A 15025-nucleotide genomic window follows, 5' to 3' on the forward strand; every position below is an offset into this window, starting at 1 on the left:
CTAGCATGAGGCGACCGACACGGGGTGCCCCGCGACCGCGGGGCTGAGATCACACCCGTCGAACCTGCTCTGGCTCGTACCAGCGAAGGGATGTCCGCCGATGACGCTCGCCCCCGCACGCCCCCGCGTCCTGTCGATCGCCGGCACCGACCCCACGGGCGGTGCCGGCATCCAGGCCGACCTCAAGTCGTTCTGCGCGCACGGCGCCTACGGCATGGCGGTCACCACCGCCCTCGTGGCGCAGAACACCCACGGCGTGCGGTCGGTCCACGTGCCCGGGCCGGCGTTCCTGCGCGCCCAGCTCGACGCCGTCTCGGACGACGTGGAGATCGACGCCGTGAAGATCGGCATGGTCGCCGACGAGCCGAACGCGCGGGAGATCGGCGCCTGGCTCGACGACCTCGCGGCGAGCCGGCGCTCGGCCGGGGGCGCGCCCCCGTACGTCGTGCTCGACCCCGTCATGGTGGCGACGTCGGGGCACCGGCTGCTCGACGTCGGCGCCGAGCAGGCCGTGCGCGAGCTGGCCGCGCGCGCCGACGTGCTGACCCCCAACCTCCCGGAGCTCGGCGTGCTCCGCGGGGCCGCGACCGCCGCGACGTGGGACGAGTCGCTCGAGCAGGCGCGGGCGTTCGCGCGCGAGAGCGGCAGCGCCGTCCTGCTCAAGGGCGGGCACCTGCACGGCGCGACCTCACCGGACGCGCTCGTCGAGCCCGTCCCGGGCGCGAGCGGCGTGGACGTCGACGGGCGCGTCACGGTGTTCGACGCCGTGCGCGTGGCCACCCGCCACACGCACGGCACCGGCTGCTCGCTGTCCGCGGCGCTCGCGGCGCTGCGGCCGCAGCGGGCGAGCTGGGCGGAGGCGGCGCGCGAGGCGAAGGTGTGGTTGTCCGGCGCGCTGCGCGCGGCCGAGGCGCTCCGGGTGGGCGGTGGGCGCGGCCCCGTGGACCACCTGCACGCGCTGGTGCCGGCGGGTCAGACGCGCACGCCGGAACCCGTCGGGTAGACGCACTCGGTGCCGGGCGGCCACCAGCGCCAGCGCGACTCGACCTGGTCCACGCTCACGCCCCCGGGCCGCTCGGCGACGCACCGGTCCTCGCCCTGACGCACGCCGACGGTGAGGTAGTAGGCGACGAGCGCGCCGGTGAGCAGGACGGCGAGCACGGTCACGGCCGTGCGCAGCGCGGGCGAGGGGCCGCCGTCCGACCCGTCCTCCTCGCCGGGACGCGGCGGCACCCAGCTCCAGCTCACGCGTCGGCCCCCGTGGCGTCCGTCGCCCCTCCGGCAGGGTCGCCCGCGCTGCCCAGGTCGTCGTCGCCGGGACCGTCGGGGAGGAGGAGCACCTTGCCCGTCGTCGCGCGGCCCTCGAGCGCCCGGTGGGCCGCCGCGGCGTCGGCGAGCGCGAACCGCGCACCGACCCGCACGTGCAGCGTGCCGCCGGCGAGGGCACCCAGCACCTCGGCGGCACGCTCCTCGAGCTCGGTGCGCGTCGCGGTGTGGTCGGCGAGCTTCGGCCGCGTGAGGAACACCGACCCTGCCGCGTTGAGCCGCTGCGGGTCGACCGCCGGCACCTGGCCGGACGACCCGCCGAAGAGCACGAGCGTCCCGCGCCGCCGCAGGCTCGCGAGCGACGCGTCGAACGTGTCCTTGCCCACCGAGTCGTAGACCGCCGCCACGCCCTCGCCCCCGGTGAGGCCGCGCACGACCTCGGGCAGGTCGTGGGAAAGGTCGCCGAACGCGGTGTACTCGATCACGTGCTCCGCGCCGGCCGCGCGCGCGAGCTCGGCCTTCTGCGGGGTGGAGACGGTCGAGAGGACGTGCCCGCCGCGCGCCACGACCATCTGCGTGAGGAGCAGGCCGACGCCGCCCGCGCCCGCGTGCACGAGGACCCGGTCGCCCGGACGGACCGGGTAGGTCGACGTGCACAGGTAGTGCGCGGTCAGACCCTGGAGCGCGACGGCGGCCGCGTCGTCGGACGACACGGCGTCCGGGACGTGCAGCGCCTCGCGCGCCGCCACGACGGTCAGCTCGGCGTACGAGCCCGGCGCCTCCGTCCACACGACACGGTCCCCGACGGCGAACTCGGGGTCGCCGTCGCGAACCTCGCCGACCGCGACCACCGTCCCTGCGCCCTCGCTGCCGACGGCGTGCGGGTACGTCACCGGGTAGACGCCGGCGCGCTTGTACGTGTCGACGAAGTTGACGCCCGACGCCGCCGTGCGCACGAGCAGCTCGCCCGGTCCCGGCTCCGGGTCGGGCAGCTCGCGGTACTCCAGGACCTCGGGGCCACCCGCCTCGCGGGCCACGATCGCGTGCATGGACCCCAGCCTAGGGTCGGGCGTCGTGGTCGGGTCGGGTGGGCGGGGCGGCTGACGTGCTCGGACTGCCGCGCGGTCACCCCGGCCCGTCGTCTCGCCTTCTCGAGCGCGGCGCTGACGTCCTTCGCACATGACCCGCCCCGCCCGGCCTCGTCTCGCCCTGGCATCGATCGAGGCCGTGCGACGTCCCGTGGGTTCCGGCAGTACGGCAGCCCGCGCGCGGCGCACCGCCCGCGTCGCGACCCGCGCGCGGCTGCGGCGAGCCAGGACCTCCTCGGCCTGCGACCTACGACGGACGGGGTCGGCACCGCGGATCGCGCACCCAGATGCGATGTGGTCGGGACGAGAAGCTGGGTGTCAGGACGAGCGGCGGGGTCGGGTCGTGTGCGAAGGGCGTCAGAGCCGTGCGCGAGAACGCGAGACGATCGCGCGAGGTGACGGCGCGCCAGCCCGAGCGCACGGTGCGACCCGGTCGCGAACCCGTCCACGCGTGCTGAAGCGGGCCGAGCGCCTTGCATAACTATGTATAGTTGTGCATATGACGGTCACAGTCGCGGTCGCGGGAGCGTCCGGGTACGCGGGGGGCGAGGTGCTGCGCCTGCTCGCGGGGCACCCCGACGTCGAGATCGGCGCCCTCACGGCGCACAGCAGCGCGGGGTCGCTGCTCGGGACGCACCAGCCGCACCTGCGCTCCCTCGCGGACCGCGTGCTGCTGCCGACGACGGTCGAGCACCTCGTGGGGCACGACGTCGTGGTGCTCGCGCTGCCGCACGGCGCGTCGGGCGAGATCGCGGCGCAGCTGCCCGAGGACGTGCTCGTGCTGGACCTCGGCGCCGACCACCGGCTCGAGTCGGCGGCGGACTGGGAGCAGTTCTACGGCTCGGTGCACGCCGGGACGTGGCCGTACGGCCTGCCCGAGCTGCTCCTCACGCAGGACCCGGGCACGGGTGCGCGGGAGACGCGCCAGCGCGAACGTCTCGCGGGTGCTCGACGCATCGCCGTCCCCGGGTGCAACGTGACCGCCGTGACGCTCGGCCTGCAGCCGGGCGTCGCCGCCGGGGTGGTCGACGCGCGCGACGTCGTGGCGGTGCTCGCGAACGGCTACTCGGGCGCGGGGAAGTCGCTCAAGCCGCACCTGCTCGCGTCCGAGGGCCTGGGCTCCGCCCAGCCGTACGCCGTCGGCGGCAGCCACCGGCACGTCCCGGAGATCGTGCAGAACCTGCGTGCCGCGGGCGCGCCGGACGTGCGGATCTCGTTCACGCCGACGCTCGTCCCGATGGCCCGCGGGATCCTCGCGACCGTGACCGCACCGCTGTCGGCCGACGTCGCCGCCCTCGGTCCCGCGGAGGCGACCGCGCGGGTGCGCCAGGCGTGGGACGACGCGTACGTGGGCGAGCCGTTCGTGCAGGTGCTGCCCGAGGGGCAGTGGCCTTCCACGGCGATGACGCTCGGCGCCAACACCGCGCTCGTCCAGGTCGCGGTCGACCACGCCGCGGGCCGCGTCGTCACGGTCACGGCGATCGACAACCTCGTCAAGGGCACCGCGGGCGCCGCGGTGCAGTCCATGAACATCGCGCTCGGCCTGCCGCAGACCGCAGGACTGACCACCGAGGGAGTCGCCCCGTGACCGTCACGTCCCCGCAGGGCTTCCGGGCCGCAGGCGTCGCCGCCGGCCTGAAGTCGACCGGCGCGAAGGACGTCGCGCTCGTCGTCAACGACGGGCCGCTCGACGTCGCCGCCGCCGTCCTCACGACGAACCGTGTCTTCGCGGCCCCCGTCGCCTGGACGCGCCAGGCCGTGACCGACGGCCGCGCGAGCGCCGTCGTGCTCAACTCGGGCGGCGCCAACGCGTGCACCGGCCCGGACGGCTTCGCCGACACGCACCGCACCGCCGAGCACGTCGCCGACGTCCTCGCGACGTCGGCGGGCGACGTCCTCGTGTGCTCGACCGGCCTCATCGGCGTGCGGCTGCCCATGGAGCAGCTGCTCGCGGGCGTCGACGCCGCCGCGGGAGCGCTCGACGACCCGGCCTCGGCGACGACGGGCGGCGAGGACGCCGCGCTCGCCATCATGACGACCGACACCGTGCCCAAGACCGTGCACGTGGTGCGCGAGGCGGCCGCGGGCGGTTCGACCGACGGCGGCGCGAGCTGGTCCGTCGGGGGCATGGCCAAGGGTGCGGGCATGCTCGCGCCCGGGCTCGCGACCATGCTGTGCGTCGTCACGACCGACGCCGTCGTCGACGCCGCCACCGCGGACGCCGCGCTGCGTGCCGCGACGCGCGCGACGTTCGACCGGGTCGACTCCGACGGCTGCATGTCGACCAACGACACCGTGATCCTGCTGGCGTCCGGCGCGTCGGGCGTCACGGTGCCGCTCGACGCGCTTACCGACGCGCTCACCGAGGCGTGCGGCTCGCTCGCGCGCCAGCTCGTTGCGGACGCCGAGGGCGCGAGCCACGACGTCGCGGTGACCGTGGTGAACGCGAGCAGCGAGGACGCGGCCGTCGCCGTCGCGCGCGCCGTCACGCGGTCCAACCTGTTCAAGGCCGCGATCTTCGGCAACGACCCGAACTGGGGCCGCATCGTCTCCGCCGTCGGCACGGTGCCGGAGGACGTGGCGCCGTTCGACGCGCTCGCGCTCGACGTCGCCGTCAACGGCGTGCAGGTGTGTCGCGCCGGGGGAGTGGGCGAGCCGCGCGAGCTCGTCGACCTGGCCGCCGCGCGCGAGGTGCGCGTCGAGATCGACCTGCACGCGGGGTCCGCGGCCGCGACCGTGTGGACCAACGACCTCACGTACGACTACGTCCACGAGAACAGCGCGTACTCCTCATGACCGACCGGCAGACCCCGATCCCCGCGCCCGACGACGACGCGTTCGACACGCGCACCGACCTGCGCCCCGACCAGAAGGCCGAGGTGCTCGTCGAGGCCCTGCCGTGGCTGCAGGAGTTCGCCGGCGCGCTCGTCGTCGTCAAGTACGGCGGCAACGCCATGGTCGACGACGCTCTCAAGGCGGCGTTCGCCCAGGACATGGTGTTCCTGCGCCGCGTCGGGCTGCGGCCCGTGGTGGTGCACGGCGGCGGGCCCCAGATCTCCGCGATGCTCGGGCGGCTCGGCATCGAGTCCGAGTTCCGCGGCGGCCTGCGCGTCACGACGCCCGAGGCGATGGACGTCGTCCGCATGGTGCTCACCGGGCAGGTCTCGCGCGAGCTCGTGGGCCTCGTCAACGCGCACGGCCCGTACGCCGTCGGCCTGTCGGGTGAGGACGGCGGACTGCTCCGGGCGCAGCGACGGCACGCCACGGTCGCCGGCGAGCCCGTCGACGTCGGTCTGGTGGGCGACGTCGTCGAGGTGCACCCGGGCGCCGTGCAGGACCTGCTCGACGCCGGGCGCATCCCCGTGGTGTCCACGATCGCGCCCGACCGCGACGACCCGACGCAGGTGCTCAACGTCAACGCGGACACCGCGGCCGCGGCGCTCGCCGTCGCGCTCGGGGCGCGCAAGCTCGTCGTCCTCACCGACGTCGAGGGCCTGTACACGTCGTGGCCGGACCGCGGCTCGCTCGTCGCGCAGATCACGCGCACCGAGCTCGCGGACCTGCTGCCCGCCCTCGAGTCCGGGATGGTGCCGAAGATGGAGGCGTGCCTGCGCGCCGTGGAGGGCGGCGTGCCGTCCGCGACGGTCATCGACGGCCGCGTTTCGCACTCGCTCCTGCTCGAGGTCTTCACGACCCAGGGCAACGGCACGATGGTCGTGCCCGACCCCGTCGGAGGTGCCGCATGAACGACGTCGAGCCCACGACCGCGCACGTCCCCACGCCGGTCGCGTCCGGGTCGGTGCAGGAGTGGACCGACCGCTACACGCACGCCGTCATGGACACGTTCGGCCCGCCGCAGCGCGTCCTCGTGCGCGGCGAGGGCGCCTACGTCTGGGACGCGGACGGCCGGCGGTACCTCGACCTCCTCGCCGGCATCGCGGTCAACGCCCTCGGTCACGCCCACCCCACGCTGACCGCCGCGGTGAGCGCGCAGCTCGGCACGCTCGGGCACGTGTCCAACTTCTTCGGCACGCCCGCGCAGATCGCGCTCGCCGAGCGGCTGCTCGCGCTCGCGGACGCGCCCGCCGGCTCGCGCGTGTTCTTCACGAACTCGGGCACCGAGGCCAACGAGGCGGCCTTCAAGATGGCGCGCCGCAACGACGACGGCGGCCGCCGCACGCGCGTCCTCGCGCTCGAGGGCGGCTTCCACGGCCGGACGATGGGCGCGCTCGCCCTGACGAGCAAGGCCGCGTACCGCGAGCCGTTCGAGCCGCTGCCGGGCGGCGTCGAGCACGTGCCGTTCGACGACGTCGCGGCGCTCGAGGACGCGTTCTCGGACGCCGCCGTCGCCGCGCGCGGCGGGGTCGCGGCGCTCGTCGTCGAGCCCGTCCAGGGCGAGGCGGGCGTACGCGCGCTCTCGCCGGGCTACCTCGCGGCCGCGCGCGAGCTCACGGCGCGCCACGGCGCGCTGCTCGTCCTCGACGAGGTCCAGACCGGCGTCGGGCGCACGGGCTCGTGGTTCGCCTACCAGCAGCCGGACCTCGGCGGCGGGGTCGTGCCCGACGTCGTCACGCTCGCCAAGGGCCTCGGCGGCGGCTTCCCCGTCGGCGCGGTGCTCGCGTACGGCGAGCGCGCCGCGACCCTGCTCGGGCGCGGGCAGCACGGCACGACGTTCGGCGGCAACCCCGTCGCGGCGGCCGCGGCCCTCGCCACGCTCGGCGTGATCGAGCGCGACGGCCTTCTCGAGAACGTCCGCACCGTCGGCGCGCTCCTGCGCGACGGCGTCGCGGCAGCGGGCAACCCGCTCGTCGCGGGGGTGCGGGGCCGGGGCCTGCTACTCGCGGTGCAGCTCACGCGGCCCGTCGCGGCCGACGTCGCGCGCGCGGCGCTCGACGCGGGGTTCGTCGTCAACGCCGTCGCGCCGGACGCGGTCCGGCTCGCCCCGCCGCTGATCCTCACCACGGACCAGGCCCGCGACGTCGTCGCCTTCTTCGCCGGCCTGCGCCTGCCGGACCCCGCCACCGGCTCCACCGAACCTACCGAGACGAGGGACTGAACCGATGGCCACGCGGCACTTCCTGCGCGACGACGACCTCACGCCCGCCGAGCAGCGGCAGGTGCTCGAGCTCGCGCTCGCCTTCCGCGACGACCGCACGTTCCGTCAGCCGCTGCGCGGGCCGCAGGCCGTGGCCGTGCTGTTCGACAAGCCCACGCTGCGCACCCAGCTGTCGTTCTCGACCGGGGTCGCCGAGCTCGGCGGCTTCCCCGTCGTCGTCGACGGCCGCCTGGCCCAGATCGGGACCCGCGAGTCGATCGCCGACACCACGCGCGTGCTCGAGCGCCAGGTCGCCGCGATCGTGTGGCGCACCTACGGCCAGGACCGCATCGAGGAGATGGCCGCGCACAGCGGCGTCCCCGTCGTCAACGCCCTGACCGACGACTTCCACCCGTGCCAGGTGCTCGCCGACCTGCTGACCGTCGCCCAGCTGCGCGGCGGCACCGGCGCGCTCGCCGGCCAGACCCTCGCGTACGTGGGCGACGGCGCGAACAACATGGCGCACTCCTACCTCCTCGGCGGGGTCACGGCCGGCCTGCACGTCCGGGTCGGCACGCCCGACGGCTACCCGCCGGCCCCCGCGATCCTCGCGGACGCGCGCCGCGTCGCGGCCGAGACCGGGGGCTCGGTGCTCGTCACCGCCGACCCCGCGGAGGCCGTCGCCGGGGCCGACGTCGTCGCGACGGACACCTGGGTCTCCATGGGCGACGAGGACGAGGCCGCCGAGCGCGCCGTGCCGTTCCTGCCGTACCAGGTCGACACCGCGCTCCTCGCGCACGCGAAGGACGACGCGATCGTCCTGCACTGCCTGCCCGCCTACCGGGGCAAGGAGATCGCGGCCGACGTCATCGACGGCCCGCGCTCGGCCGTGTGGGACGAGGCCGAGAACCGCCTGCACGCCCAGAAGGCCCTCCTCACGTTCCTCCTGGAGCACGCGTGAGCGCGCCGGCGACCAGGGCGGCGCGCCACGCGCGCATCGCCGACATCGTCCGGCGCACGCCGATCCACTCGCAGGCCGAGCTCGCCAGGGCGCTCGCGGCCGACGGCGTGAGCGTCACCCAGGCGACGCTCTCGCGCGACCTCATCGAGCTGCGCGCCGAGAAGGTCCGCGGGGCGTCCGGCGCCCTCGTGTACGCGGTGCCGGGCGAGGGCGGCGACCGCACCGTGCAGAGCGCCGAGTCGCCCGAGTACCTCGCGGCCCGGCTCGCCCGGCTGTGCTCGGAGATGCTCGTGTCCGCCGAGGCGTCGGCGAACCTCGTCGTCCTGCGGACGCCGCCGGGCGCGGCCAACTACCTCGCGTCGGCGATCGACCACTCGGTGCTGCCGGGCGTGCTCGGCTGCATCGCCGGGGACGACACGATCCTCGTCATCGCGCGCGACCCCGACGGCGGGGCGGAGCTCGCCCGCCGCTTCCTCGACCTCTCCGGGCCGGGTGCCTGACCGGGGCGCACCGCCCCCCGGCAGCCCTGCCACACTGATCTGCAGACCACCACGTACAGAAAGAGATCGTCATGACTGAACGCGTCGTGCTCGCCTACTCGGGCGGCCTGGACACCTCCGTCGCCATCGGCTGGATCGCGGAGGCGACGGGCGCCGAGGTCGTCGCCGTCGCGGTCGACGTCGGCCAGGGCGGGGAGGACCTCGAGGTCATCCGCCAGCGCGCCCTCGACTGCGGCGCCGTCGAGGCCTACGTCGCCGACGCGCGCGACGAGTTCGCGGCCGAGTACTGCATGCCGGCGCTCCGCGCGAACGGCCTGTACCTCGACCGGTACCCGCTCGTCTCGGCGCTGTCGCGCCCCGTGATCGTCAAGCACATGGTCCGCGCCGCCCGCCAGTTCGGCGCGACGACCGTGGCGCACGGCTGCACCGGCAAGGGCAACGACCAGGTGCGGTTCGAGGTCGCCACGACGTCGCTCGCACCCGAGCTGCGCACCATCGCCCCCGTGCGCGACCTCGCGCTCACGCGCGAGAAGGCGATCGACTACGCGGAGAAGCACGCGCTGCCCATCGCCACGACCAAGCACAACCCGTTCTCGATCGACCAGAACGTCTGGGGCCGCGCCGTCGAGACCGGCTTCCTCGAGGACATCTGGAACGCGCCGACCAAGGACGTCTACAACTACACGGACGACCCGACGTTCCCCCCGGTCGCCGACGAGGTGATCATCACGTTCGAGCAGGGGATCCCGGTCGCCCTCGACGGGGTCGCCGTCACGCCGCTGCAGGCGATCCAGGAGATGAACCGTCGCGCGGGCGCCCAGGGCGTCGGCCGGATCGACATCGTCGAGGACCGCCTCGTGGGCATCAAGTCGCGCGAGGTGTACGAGGCGCCGGGCGCGATCGCGCTCATCGCCGCCCACCAGGAGCTCGAGAACGTCACCGTCGAGCGCGAGCAGGCCCGCTTCAAGCGGGGCGTCGAGCAGCGCTGGACCGAGCTCGTCTACGACGGCATGTGGTTCAGCCCGCTGAAGAAGTCGCTCGACGTCTTCATCGACGACACGCAGCGCTACGTCTCCGGCGACGTCCGCCTCGTCCTGCACGGCGGGCGCGCGACCGTCACGGGCCGCCGCTCCGAGGCGAGCCTGTACGACTTCAACCTCGCGACCTACGACGAGGGCGACTCGTTCGACCAGTCGCAGGCCAAGGGCTTCATCGAGATCTACGGCCTCACCGCCAAGCTCGCCGCCGCGCGCGACGAGAAGTTCGGCAACGGCGTGGACCTCGGCACGGCCGCCCTCTGAGGGCCCCGCGCCCGTACCCCTCGACCGCTGCGGAGGACCGATGACCGACACCGACCACGACGAGCCCGGGCGCGTCAGCCTGTGGGGCGGACGCTTCGCCGGCGGCCCGTCCGACGCGCTGGCGGCCCTGAGCAAGAGCACGCACTTCGACTGGCGCCTCGCGGGCCAGGACATCGCCGGGTCGAAGGCCCACGCGAAGGTGCTGCACGCCGCGCGTCTGCTCGACGACGACGAGCTCGACGGCATGCTCGCCGCGCTCGACCGGCTGCGTGAGGACGTCGCCTCCGGCGCTTTCGTCGCGGCCGACGACGACGAGGACGTGCACACGGCCCTCGAGCGCGGGCTCATCGAGCGCGCCGGCCCGGAGCTCGGCGGCAAGCTCCGCGCCGGGCGCTCGCGCAACGACCAGATCGCGACGCTCGCGCGCATGTACCTGCGTGACGAGGCCCGCACCATCGCGGGCCTCGTGCTCGACGTCGTCGACGCGCTGGTCGCGCAGGCCGCGGCGCACCCGGACGCCGCGATGCCGGGCCGCACGCACCTGCAGCACGCGCAGCCCGTGCTGCTCGCGCACCACCTGCTCGCGCACGCGTGGCCGCTGCTGCGCGACGTCGACCGCCTCGTCGACTGGGACGTGCGCGCCGCCCGCTCGCCGTACGGGTCGGGGGCGCTCGCGGGCAGCTCGCTCGGGCTGGACCCGGCGGCGGTGGCGGTCGAGCTCGGGTTCGACGGCCCGGTCGAGAACTCGATCGACGGCACGGCGTCGCGCGACGTCGTCGCCGAGTTCGCGTTCGTCGCCGCGATGGTCGGCGTCGACCTGTCGCGCCTCGCGGAGGAGGTGATCCTCTGGGCGACCAAGGAGTTCGGCTTCGTGCGCCTGGACGACGCCTACTCCACGGGGTCGAGCATCATGCCGCAGAAGAAGAACCCCGACGTCGCCGAGCTCGCGCGCGGCAAGGCGGGGCGGCTCGTCGGCGACCTCACAGGCCTGCTGACGACGCTCAAGGGGCTCCCGCTCGCGTACAACCGCGACCTGCAGGAGGACAAGGAGCCGGTGTTCGACCAGGTCGACACGCTCGAGGTGCTCCTGCCCGCCTTCTCGGGGATGGTCGCGACCCTGACCTTCGACACCGAGCGCATGGCGTCGCTCGCGCCGCAGGGCTTCTCGCTCGCAACCGACGTCGCCGAGTGGCTCGTGCGCCAGGGCGTGCCCTTCCGCGTGGCGCACGAGGTGGCCGGCGCGTGCGTGCGGGCGTGCGAGGAGCGCGGGATCGAGCTGTGGGACCTGTCGGACGACGACCTCGCGGCCATCTCGGAGCACCTCACGCCCGAGGTGCGCGAGGTGCTGAGCGTCGAGGGCTCGCTCGCGTCGCGCGACGCCGTGGGCGGTACCGCACCCGTGCGGGTCGCCGAGCAGCTGGAGTCGGCCCGGGAACGCTCCGCGGAGTTCCGGTTCTGGGCCCAGGGCTGATCGCGGTGCCGGCGACGGGACACGCGTGAGCGTCGGCCCCGCGGTCCTCGCGGACCTCGTGCGCCGAGTGCGCGACGCGCCCCCTCGGCTCCGCCCCGTGGCACCCCCGGTCCCTGCCGCCGGACCGGGGGAGGAGGCGGCGCGTGGCACGCGGCTCGTCGTCGTGGACGGCCCCGCCGGGTCGGGCAAGACGACGCTCGCCGCACAGCTCGGCGCGGCGCTGCCCGCGCAGGTGCTCCACATGGACGACCTGTACGAGGGCTGGCAAGGCCTCGAGCCCGCCTGGGACCGGCTGGACGCGTGGGTGCTGCGTCCCCTCGCCGCGGGGCGCCCGGGCCGCTACCGCCGGTTCGACTGGGGGCTCGACCGCTTCGCCGAGTGGCACGACGTGCCGTCCGCGCCGTACCTCGTCGTCGAGGGGTGCGGGTCGGCGCGGCGGGAGGCGGACGCCGTCGCGTCCCTGCGCGTCTGGGTCGAGGCCGCCGACGACCTCCGGCTGCGCCGCGGCCTCGACCGCGACGGCGAGGACGCTCGGGCGCACTGGCTCGCGTGGATGGAGACCGAGCGCGAGCACTACGCCCGCCACCGCACGCGCGAGCGCGCGGACGTGCTGCTGGACGCCTTCGGCCGTCCGGTCGCGTGATCTCGGCGGCCCGGTCAGATGTGCGAGGCGGGCGCGGCGCGAGGCTCGCACCCTGCCCGGCGTACCCTGTCCCGGGACGACGTACCCGGGCCAGGTGGTCCCGGGCGACCACGGGAGGCGGGATGACCGGACCTGACGGCGCGCCGAGCGCGGCGGGGACGGCCGTCGTGGAACCGTGGGACGTTCCTGGTCGCGCCTGGTACGCGCGTGACGTGCACGACGTCGCGCGCGACCTGCTCGGCGCGTACCTCACGCGCCGGAGCGGGGACGGCGACGTCACCCTGCGCATCACCGAGGTCGAGGCGTACGACGGCGAGCGCGACCCCGGGTCGCACGCGTTCCGCGGTCGTACCGAGCGCAACCGCGCCATGTTCGGTGACCCGGGGCGCCTGTACGTCTACCGCCACCTCGGCCTGCACCACTGCGTGAACGTCGTCACCGGCCCGGTCGGGCTCGCCTCGGCCGTCCTGCTGCGCGCGGGCGAGGTCGTGGAGGGCACGGGGCTCGCGCGGGCGCGACGGACCGCGGCGGGGCGGTGCGACTCCGACCGGCAGATCGCCCGCGGCCCCGCGCGGCTGGCGGTCGCGCTGGACCTCGACCTGCGGCTGTACGGGGCAGAGCTCACCGACCCCGTCGGCACGCTCGTGCTCCACCGGCCGGCCGGCGCCTCCCGTCCCGCGATCGCGTCCGGACCGCGTGTCGGCGTCTCGGGGGACGGGGGCGACGGCACGCTGTACCCCTGGCGGTACTGGCTGACGGACGACCCGACCGTCTCGCCGTACCGGCGGGTCAGCGCCCGCGCACGCTGAGCATCGGTCCGCGGTGACGGTCGGGGCGGCGACCGCCCCGGCACGGCACACTAGGTCCGGCGGCCCGTCCGGGCCGCGCTGCACGCCCCCGAGCGACGGGGGCTCGACGAAGGAGTGGTAGTGGACGACGTTCTCGACGAGCTGCAATGGCGAGGCCTGGTGGCGCAGTCCACCGACGAGGCCGCGCTGCGCGCCGCGCTGGCCGAGGGCCCGATCACGTACTACTGCGGCTTCGACCCGACGGCTCCGAGCCTGCACCACGGCCACCTCGTCCAGCTCGTCGTGCTGCGGCACCTGCAGCGGGCGGGCCACCGGCCTATCGCCCTCGTGGGCGGGGCGACCGGGATGATCGGCGACCCTCGGCAGTCGGGGGAGCGGGTGCTCAACACCAAGGAGACGGTCGCGGAGTGGACCGAGCGGCTCGCGTCGCAGGTGTCGCGCTTCCTCGACTTCGAGGGGGAGAACCCCGCGCGGCTCGTGAACAACCTCGACTGGATCTCCGAGCTGTCCGCGATCGACTTCCTGCGCGACGTCGGCAAGCACTACCGCCTCGGCACGATGCTCGCGAAGGACACCGTGGCGCGCCGGCTGCGCTCGGAGGAGGGCATCAGCTTCACCGAGTTCAGCTACCAGATCCTCCAGGGGATCGACTTCCTCGAGCTCTACCGCCGGCACGGCGTCACGCTGCAGACCGGCGGCAACGACCAGTGGGGCAACCTGCTGTCGGGCGTCGAGCTCGTCCGCAAGACCGAGGGCGCGGGCGTGCACGTCCTCACGACGCCGCTCATTACCAAGGCGGACGGCACCAAGTTCGGCAAGACCGAGGGCGGTGCCGTCTGGCTCGCACCGGACATGATGAGTCCGTACGCCTTCTACCAGTACTGGCTCAACGCCGCGGACGACGACGTCGTGGGCTGGCTGAAGATCTTCACCTTCCGCACGCGCGAGGAGATCGCGGAGCTCGAGACCGCGGTCCGCGAGCGGCCGGGCGCACGCGAGGCGCAGCGCACGCTGGCGAACGACGTCACGACCCTCGTGCACGGTGCCGAGGCGACGGCGGCGGTCGTCGCGGCGAGCCAGGCCTTGTTCGGGCGGGGCGAGCTGGCGGGCCTGGACGAGCCGACCCTCGCGGCCGCCGTCGACGAGCTGCCGCGGACCACGGTGCGCGTGGGGGATCCGGTGGTCGACCTGCTGGTGGGCTCGGGCCTCGTCGCGTCGAAGGGCGCTGCCCGGCGTGCGGTGGCGGAGGGCGGTGCGTACCTCAACAACGTCAAGGTCGCGGACGAGGACGCGGTCGTGACGGCGGAGCACCTCCTGCACGGTCGGTACGCGGTGGTGCGTCGCGGGAAGAAGACGCTCGGCGTCGGGGTCGTCGAGGACTGAGCACCCGGTCGGAGGACCGTGGCGGCGCCGGCGTCCCGTGCACGGGTGTGCCCGCCCGCGGTGGAGGCGGCCCGTCGCGCCGGTCGGCGGACGGTCGTCCGACAGGTCGCACGCTCGCGTCGACGGCGCGGTCGGCGCGGGAATCTGCGGGTTCTCCGCCGGCGTCTGCCGCGGGATTCCGCGGATTTGGCACCCGGACGCACCGCGTGTAGTGTTCTCGACGTTCGCCCGGCAGGGAGGAACGGACACCACGGACCGGCTCTTCGGAGCAGGCGCCGGGTGGCTGGTCCCCCGGGCGGTCCCCTCCCTCTTTTCGGACCGGAACGCCCTGTGCGCCGGAGCCGGTCGAGGGCGCCGGGTCACCGGCCGGCTCCACACCCGCCCGCAAGGACGAGTTGGAGAGCGGCGGGAGGGCCTGGTAGGGTAGAGAAGTTGCCCCAAGCGAGGTTGGGCCCTGGTGGTCTGGCTGAGTTGGTGTGTGTCGGTTGTTTGAGAACTCAACAGTGTGCTTGTTAGTCAATGCCAATTTTTGTCCTCGTGGGCATGGCTGGCTGTTGCCTCGTTCGGG

General features: G+C 74.7%; 14 protein-coding genes and 1 riboswitch. Of the genes, 12 read left to right on the forward strand and 2 right to left on the reverse strand.

What is annotated here, in order from left to right; all coding sequences use genetic code 11:
• Positions 1 to 10 precede the first annotated feature (10 nt).
• Positions 11 to 108: riboswitch (TPP riboswitch) on the forward strand.
• A complete protein-coding gene (thiD, locus tag ACFTZA_RS03330) occupies positions 101 to 1003 on the forward strand; it encodes a bifunctional hydroxymethylpyrimidine kinase/phosphomethylpyrimidine kinase (protein WP_378190712.1) in 903 nt (300 codons plus the stop codon). It overlaps the preceding riboswitch by 8 nt.
• Here thiD and ACFTZA_RS03335 read toward each other — a convergent pair.
• Both ACFTZA_RS03335 and ACFTZA_RS03340 read right to left on the reverse strand, forming a co-directional pair.
• Positions 973 to 1248, reverse strand: a complete 276-nt coding sequence (locus ACFTZA_RS03335; RefSeq protein ID WP_378190715.1) for a hypothetical protein — start codon at positions 1246 to 1248, stop codon at positions 973 to 975. The genes thiD and ACFTZA_RS03335 overlap by 31 nt on opposite strands.
• Complete coding sequence (locus ACFTZA_RS03340) at positions 1245 to 2315, reverse strand: quinone oxidoreductase family protein (protein ID WP_378190718.1); 1071 nt, start codon at positions 2313 to 2315, stop codon at positions 1245 to 1247. Before ACFTZA_RS03340 ends, ACFTZA_RS03335 begins: the two co-directional genes overlap by 4 nt.
• A gap of 538 nt (positions 2316 to 2853) precedes the next feature.
• Between ACFTZA_RS03340 and argC the strand changes: the two genes are divergently transcribed.
• From argC to tyrS, 11 genes are all read left to right on the forward strand, one after another.
• Positions 2854 to 3942, forward strand: coding sequence for an N-acetyl-gamma-glutamyl-phosphate reductase (argC, locus tag ACFTZA_RS03345; protein WP_378190720.1), 1089 nt, complete (start codon positions 2854 to 2856; stop codon positions 3940 to 3942).
• On the forward strand, positions 3939 to 5150 hold the full coding sequence (gene argJ / locus ACFTZA_RS03350; protein WP_378190723.1) for a bifunctional glutamate N-acetyltransferase/amino-acid acetyltransferase ArgJ: 1212 nt from the start codon (positions 3939 to 3941) through the stop codon (positions 5148 to 5150). Before argC ends, argJ begins: the two co-directional genes overlap by 4 nt.
• Positions 5147 to 6100: an acetylglutamate kinase gene (gene argB, locus ACFTZA_RS03355; RefSeq protein WP_378190725.1), complete on the forward strand. Its 954-nt coding sequence runs from the start codon at positions 5147 to 5149 to the stop codon at positions 6098 to 6100. Before argJ ends, argB begins: the two co-directional genes overlap by 4 nt.
• The gene (locus ACFTZA_RS03360; protein ID WP_378190727.1) at positions 6097 to 7410 is read left to right on the forward strand and encodes an acetylornithine transaminase; all 1314 of its coding nucleotides are present in this window, start codon (positions 6097 to 6099) and stop codon (positions 7408 to 7410) included. The genes argB and ACFTZA_RS03360 overlap by 4 nt, the downstream gene beginning before the upstream one ends.
• A 4-nt stretch (positions 7411 to 7414) precedes the next feature.
• Positions 7415 to 8350: an ornithine carbamoyltransferase gene (gene argF / locus ACFTZA_RS03365; RefSeq protein WP_378190730.1), complete on the forward strand. Its 936-nt coding sequence runs from the start codon at positions 7415 to 7417 to the stop codon at positions 8348 to 8350.
• Positions 8347 to 8850 (forward strand): arginine repressor, encoded by a 504-nt coding sequence (locus tag ACFTZA_RS03370; RefSeq protein WP_378190732.1) that lies wholly within the window; start codon positions 8347 to 8349, stop codon positions 8848 to 8850. The genes argF and ACFTZA_RS03370 overlap by 4 nt, the downstream gene beginning before the upstream one ends.
• Before the next feature lie 71 nt (positions 8851 to 8921).
• The gene (locus tag ACFTZA_RS03375) at positions 8922 to 10151 is read left to right on the forward strand and encodes an argininosuccinate synthase (RefSeq protein ID WP_378190735.1); all 1230 of its coding nucleotides are present in this window, start codon (positions 8922 to 8924) and stop codon (positions 10149 to 10151) included.
• A 40-nt stretch (positions 10152 to 10191) separates the two neighbouring features.
• Positions 10192 to 11622, forward strand: coding sequence for an argininosuccinate lyase (gene argH, locus ACFTZA_RS03380; protein WP_378190737.1), 1431 nt, complete (start codon positions 10192 to 10194; stop codon positions 11620 to 11622).
• A gap of 97 nt (positions 11623 to 11719) precedes the next feature.
• Positions 11720 to 12265, forward strand: a complete 546-nt coding sequence (locus ACFTZA_RS03385; RefSeq protein WP_378190739.1) for a uridine kinase — start codon at positions 11720 to 11722, stop codon at positions 12263 to 12265.
• 122 nt (positions 12266 to 12387) lie between these two features.
• Entirely contained in the window at positions 12388 to 13074 is a 687-nt protein-coding gene (locus tag ACFTZA_RS03390; protein ID WP_378190741.1) for a DNA-3-methyladenine glycosylase, read from the forward strand.
• Positions 13075 to 13194: 120 nt separating this feature from the next.
• Entirely contained in the window at positions 13195 to 14457 is a 1263-nt protein-coding gene (gene tyrS / locus ACFTZA_RS03395) for a tyrosine--tRNA ligase (RefSeq protein WP_378190743.1), read from the forward strand.
• Positions 14458 to 15025: the final 568 nt, after the last annotated feature.

It is taken from the genome of Cellulosimicrobium sp. NPDC057127, assembly GCF_042670945.1.
In the GTDB taxonomy this organism is placed as follows: Bacteria; Actinomycetota; Actinomycetes; order Actinomycetales; family Cellulomonadaceae; genus Cellulosimicrobium.